The sequence below is a fragment of the Paenibacillus sp. OT2-17 genome (genome assembly GCF_009827695.1).
GTDB lineage: Bacteria > Bacillota > Bacilli > Paenibacillales > Paenibacillaceae > Paenibacillus > Paenibacillus polymyxa_B.
The window spans coordinates 1-5,418 of record NZ_WUDQ01000234.1 but is presented as its reverse complement, the minus strand read 5'-3'; the positions used below and the strand labels follow the sequence as shown (position 1 = coordinate 5,418).

Here is a 5,418-nt window from a genome sequence, read left to right as displayed (position 1 = left end):
CCGGTTAACTTCTTGAATCCAGTCCCTGGAACCCCGTTGGAGGGAGCAAAGCGAATATCACCTATCCAAGCTTTGAAGGTGCTGGCACTGTTCCGCTTCATCTGTCCATCCAAAGAAATACGCGTTGCAGGTGGACGAGAGTTGAATTTGCGCTCGTTACAACCGCTATGCCTGTATGCAGCGAATTCAATTTTTGTAGGAGATTATTTAACGACAGAAGGCCAAGAGGTCACATTTGATCATCAAATGATTGAAGATCTTGGTTTCGAAATTGAGATGTGTGCCCTTTCAGCCATATAATAGAAATTGTACAAACTTGGAAGGGAGAGTTAAACGATGAGCGAAAAAGTATTTATTAGTCCAGGTAAATATGTGCAAGGGAAAAATGTGATTGATAAAACAGGTGAGTATGTTAAGCCATTTGGTCATACTGCCTTGGTTATTGCAGACAAGCTGGTTTGGGAGATTGCAGCCGACCGCGTAGTAAAAAGCCTGGAACAGGCTGATATTGCGGCGGTTAAAATTGAGTTTCAAGGGGAAGCATCCAACAATGAAGTCAACCGTATTGCGGATCAGGGACGAAGCGCCCAGGTCGACATTGTCATTGGTGTAGGTGGTGGTAAAACGCTGGATACTGCCAAAGCCGTTAATGAACTACTCGGTTCCTCGGTTGTGATTATTCCAACAACCGCTTCTACAGATGCCCCTACTAGTGCACTATCTGTTTTGTACACCGATGAGGGTGCATTTGATACGTATACCTTTTTCAGTAAAAATCCGAGCCTGATCCTGGTGGACACGAAAGTCATTTCTCAAGCGCCGCCCTTGTTTCTCTCCTCAGGTATTGCAGATGCCATGGCGACGTGGATTGAAGCCCGTGCGGTCATTGAAGCTCGCGCAACGACAATGGCTGGTGGTTTGCCAACCTTGGCGGCAGAAGCCATTGCGTCCAAGTGTGAGGAAGTTCTTTTCGATTACGGACTGCAGGCTTACGAATCCGTGAAACGCAAAGTCGTCACACCTGCGCTTGAAGCGGTAGTGGAAGCCAATACGTTGCTAAGCGGTTTGGGCTTTGAAAGCGGCGGTTTGGCAGGCGCACATGCGATTCACAATGGTTTTACCGTTCTGGAAGGAGACATTCATCACCTGACACATGGTCAGAAGGTAGCTTTTGGCACCTTAGTCCAGCTTGCCTTGGAAAAAAGACCTTTGTCCGAGGTGGAGCGGTATATTGACTTTTATCTAAAACTCGATCTGCCTGTCACGCTGGAAGACATTAAGCTCCAGGAAGCTTCCCGAGAGGATTTGTACCGGGTAGCCCAGGCTGCTACCAAAGAAGGCGAAACTGCTCACAATCTACCATTTGCTGTCACAGCGGATGATGTGCTTGATGCGATTTTAGCGGCTGACCAGTATTCACTTGCCTACAAGGCTAAGATTGGACATAGAAACTAACCCCATACGAAATAAAGTAGAATCAAAGGTCGCTGATCAGCGGCCTTTTTCCCATTATTTAACTTGCAGCTTATGTTATGATTTTTATGGTACATAATCAGGAAATGCCGGGAGTATATTTATGGCTCCCCTAAAATGTGAGAGGGGTTTAGCGATGGCAAAATGGAATGTAGAAGATCAAGGTACTCAATATAGTATTGAATACAAGCGTAGCTTAACTGGCGGAAAAATTATTGTAAATGGAAGCGAGCAGAAGGTTAAAAGCCAGAACGCATTTTTGAACTTGATTGATTTTCCAATTAGATTGAAAGAAAAAGCTGTAAATGTTGTTGTCATTGGCAACAATGCAGATTTAGCCGTGGACGGTGTGTATCTTGGGTCCAATCAACCTTATGTTCCTGTGAGTAAAGTTCCCGGCTGGAGTTGGGCTTTTGTCGTGGTCAGTTTAGTTATAGGATGGCTATTTGCTGGCATCTTTGGTCTGTGTTTGGGGATATTAGGCAGTATGTTTTATGTGAAATCATCTTTATCCATGCATCAAACCACCAATCGAAGAGTTGTAAATTGTCTTATTGTCTTTTTCATCATCAGCGTGATACAAATTGTTTTTGGAATTGCAGCGAATTCTTGGATTAACACGTTGTAAAATAGATCTAACATAGCCTATAGGATGAAGCAAAAAGGCCCTCCCGCATGAAGCGGTGAGAGCCTTTTTGCCGTGTTAGATCGCCCAATTTCCTTTACGGAAGATAGGTTCCTCAGTACCGTCCTCGGTAACGCCGTTGATGTCCATTTCACCTGAACCGATCATAAAGTCGACGTGTGTCAGGCTGGAATTCAGGCCGTTGGCAGCCAACTGCTCTTGAGTCATATCCTTGCCGCCTTTAAGGTTAAATGCATAGGCATTACCGATGGCCAAATGGTTAGAGGCATTTTCATCAAACAACGTATTATAAAATAAAATATTTTTATCAGAGATAGGTGACTTATGAGGTACGAGAGCAACCTCACCCAGATAGTGTGAACCTTCATCCATTTCTACGAGATGCTGAAGAGTTTCCAAACCGGTCTCTGCCTGTACATCGACAATACGTCCATTTTCAAAAGTCAATGAAAAGTTGTCGATGATATTTCCGCTGTAGCTAAGTGGCTTGGTGCTGCTGACCTTACCGTTCACTCCCGTTTTGAGCGGAGCTGTAAACACTTCCTCAGTAGGCATATTGGCTACAAAAGTATGTCCCTGTTGGTTGACGCTTTCGGCTGCTACCCACAGATGATCTTTTGCCAATTCGATGGTGAGGTCTGTGCCTGGAGCCAGATAATGCAGCTTTTTATAGCGTTTGGCATTTAAAATATCAGATTTGCTGGAAAGGGTTTTCAAATGCTCTTTCCACGCCTCCACGGGGTTATCCAGATCCACACGCACGGTGCTGAAAATGGCATCCCACAGTTTATCCATTTGCTCTGAAGCTGGCAGATCAGGGAATACTTTGGCAGCCCATTCTGCTGAAGGATAAGCAATTAGAGACCAACTGAATTTGTCGGCCATTTGATATTCGCGGTATTGACGTAATTCATGTGAACGCACGCGCTGGGCAGCAGTAATTCGGCTGGACGGAATCCCTTTAAGCAAATCCGGATTTTCTGCAATGACATGCAGTACAGCTGCGCCATTTTCGACCTCTTCAGTCATTTCGGCTGCGTACCATTTGGGAGCAATATTAAAAGTTTCATCAGGAGCTAGTTCATACTGTAATCGAGTAATGGTCTCATCACTCCATTTTACTGTAACCAGCTTGGCTCCGGCAGTATACGCTGATTTGACGATAAGTCTCACGAGTTCGGCGGACAAGATTGGCGCATGAACGATGAGTGTCTGCCCAGGATGTACATTGGCGCCGACCCGAACGGCTAACTCGGCATATTTTTGCAATTTTTGTTGAAAATCTGACATGTAACTTTCCTCCATTTCACGAAAAGCCTTAAACAAGGCTTGGGTAACTTGCACAGTTTTTTTGCAAATTCCACATATAGCTTATATATTGTACAATGTAACGAAAAGGTTCACAAATCAGTTTTGGTACTATTTAGTGAAAATGAAAGGGCGGATAGATGAATGACAGAGCAAAATTCACCTCAGGAAGTGAAAGAAGTACATATTCAACAGGCACAAATGACAAGAGATGAGAATGGTGCTTATCTGGGCCAAGTGGTATTTGGAGTAGACGGACAGAGTTCTGTATATGAAATCACATTCCACAGTAAAAGGGGAAAGGAATGGGATTACAGTCTCCATTTTGCGGGAGAGCCACGGGTGGAGGAAGAGATGCTGCAAATGGATAGCTGGATTGAAGAGAATGATGATTTGTTCGACTATTTGCTAGATACGGCATGGAGTAAATTACCCGAGTAATGTAAACATGGTCTATTTTCGTGACAAGCGGATTATATTTAGCAGTGTCCGCATAATCTGCTGACATGGGGGAAGCCTAAAGGTCGATATTAACAGGAAATTCCATGTGAATAGGAGGGTGAAGCTTTGGCAAATCATCTGTTCACCGAAGGAATGACGGCAAATGAAGAGGCTGCTCCCGATCTCCTGAGCTTACGGACGCTGTTTGTAAATATGTGTTTTATTGGAGAGCCGGGAAGCCGCTCCTGGGTGCTGGTGGATACGGGGATGACAGGATTTACAGACTCGATTATACGCCTGGCAGAGGAACGGTTCGCTGGCCCTCCAATCGCTATTGTGCTTACACATGGTCATTTTGATCATGTAGGTTCGGTTATTGAGTTGGTACAGCATTGGGGTACACCTGTTTATGCACATCCTTTGGAATTACCTTATTTGACGGGAATGAAGGATTATCAAAAACCTGACCCTAGTGTAGGGAGAGGTTTAATGTCGGGCATTTCCTTCTTATACCCCAATGATGCTATAGATCTCGATGATCGCATCACATCCCTGCCCCAAGATGGCAGTGTCCCCGGTGCCCCTGGTTGGAAGTGGCTGCATACGCCAGGACATACGCCTGGTCATGTATCGCTTTTTCATGAGCGAAGAAGGTTAATGGTGGCCGGTGATGCTTTTATTACGGTGAAACAGGAATCGGCACTGGCCGTTATTTTACAGGAAAAAGAAATACATGGGCCTCCTGCGTATTTTACAACAGATTGGCGAGCTGCGCAGCGTTCGGTGGAAATGCTGGCCAAGTTAAAGCCTGAGATTGCAGTTACAGGACATGGTCATTACATGCATGGTGCTGAGCTGACAGATCAGCTGGAGCGACTGGCGGGAGATTTTGAACACATGGCTATACCCAAACAGGGACGTTATGTGTAGTGATGTGTGAAGGACGATGCCTTGCAGGGCATCGTTTTTTGTGTGGACGTGGAATTTTTTTGCTCAGCATGGTATAGTCAAGCCAAAAGCTAAACGCTTTCATTAAACATCGTCATTTCATCAAGGAGGATTTTTTGATGACACAACAACATGCTGCAATTGGTGATCTTTATTATGGAATACCGGCGATTCGTCTTAAATTTGGACGATATGAAGCGGTTGCCCTGCCGGGAAACGGCGCAAATCTGATTTCTTTTCGTGACAATGAAACGGGATATTCTTTTCTGCGTGAGCCAGATGCTGAGAGCATAGAGGCTTTTAAGCAAAGCCCGTCCGTTTACGGAATTCCTTTCCTGTTCCCTCCGAATCAGTATGAGGATGGAAAATTCCTGTGGAATGGTGTTACATATGAGCTGCCGATAAATGAAGAGGCGACCCACAACCATCTGCACGGCTTTTTACACACTGTTCGGTGGGAGGTTGAGGACTACGGTTCCGGGGAGCAAGGTAGCTATGTGGTAATGAATCAGCATGTAAGGGAAGGACATCCCATGTTCCGCTATTTACCCTTCACCTTTACCATGAAGTTAACGTACAGCCTGGACGAATTTGGCCTGCAT

General features: G+C 45.1%; 6 protein-coding genes and 1 pseudogene. 6 read left to right on the top strand and 1 reads right to left on the bottom strand.

The window, feature by feature from the left end; all coding sequences use genetic code 11:
* The 3 genes and pseudogenes from GRP75_RS18310 to GRP75_RS18300 form a co-directional block, all read left to right on the top strand.
* Positions 1-300 (top strand): annotated as a pseudogene (locus GRP75_RS18310) (biotin synthase BioB); the annotation flags it as partial.
* 36 nt (positions 301-336) lie between these two features.
* Positions 337-1,455 carry a glycerol dehydrogenase gene (locus GRP75_RS18305; RefSeq protein ID WP_160789991.1) on the top strand — a complete coding sequence of 373 codons (1,119 nt, stop codon included), beginning with the start codon at positions 337-339 and terminating at the stop codon, positions 1,453-1,455.
* Positions 1,456-1,609: 154 nt separating this feature from the next.
* On the top strand, positions 1,610-2,101 hold the full coding sequence (locus tag GRP75_RS18300) for a hypothetical protein (RefSeq protein ID WP_160789990.1): 492 nt from the start codon (positions 1,610-1,612) through the stop codon (positions 2,099-2,101).
* A 75-nt stretch (positions 2,102-2,176) separates the two neighbouring features.
* On the opposite strand, the gene GRP75_RS18295 is transcribed toward GRP75_RS18300, so the two are convergent.
* Entirely contained in the window at positions 2,177-3,409 is a 1,233-nt protein-coding gene (locus GRP75_RS18295; RefSeq protein ID WP_025722749.1) for an aminopeptidase, read from the bottom strand.
* Between the two features lie 162 nt (positions 3,410-3,571).
* On the opposite strand from GRP75_RS18295, the gene GRP75_RS18290 reads away from it, so the two are divergent.
* The 3 genes from GRP75_RS18290 to GRP75_RS18280 all read left to right on the top strand — a co-directional run.
* Positions 3,572-3,868 (top strand): hypothetical protein, encoded by a 297-nt coding sequence (locus GRP75_RS18290; protein WP_023988878.1) that lies wholly within the window; start codon positions 3,572-3,574, stop codon positions 3,866-3,868.
* 126 nt (positions 3,869-3,994) lie between these two features.
* Positions 3,995-4,798 (top strand): MBL fold metallo-hydrolase, encoded by an 804-nt coding sequence (locus GRP75_RS18285; protein ID WP_160789989.1) that lies wholly within the window; start codon positions 3,995-3,997, stop codon positions 4,796-4,798.
* A 137-nt stretch (positions 4,799-4,935) separates the two neighbouring features.
* On the top strand, positions 4,936-5,418 hold a 483-nt coding region (locus GRP75_RS18280; protein WP_483311095.1), incomplete at its 3' end, for an aldose epimerase family protein.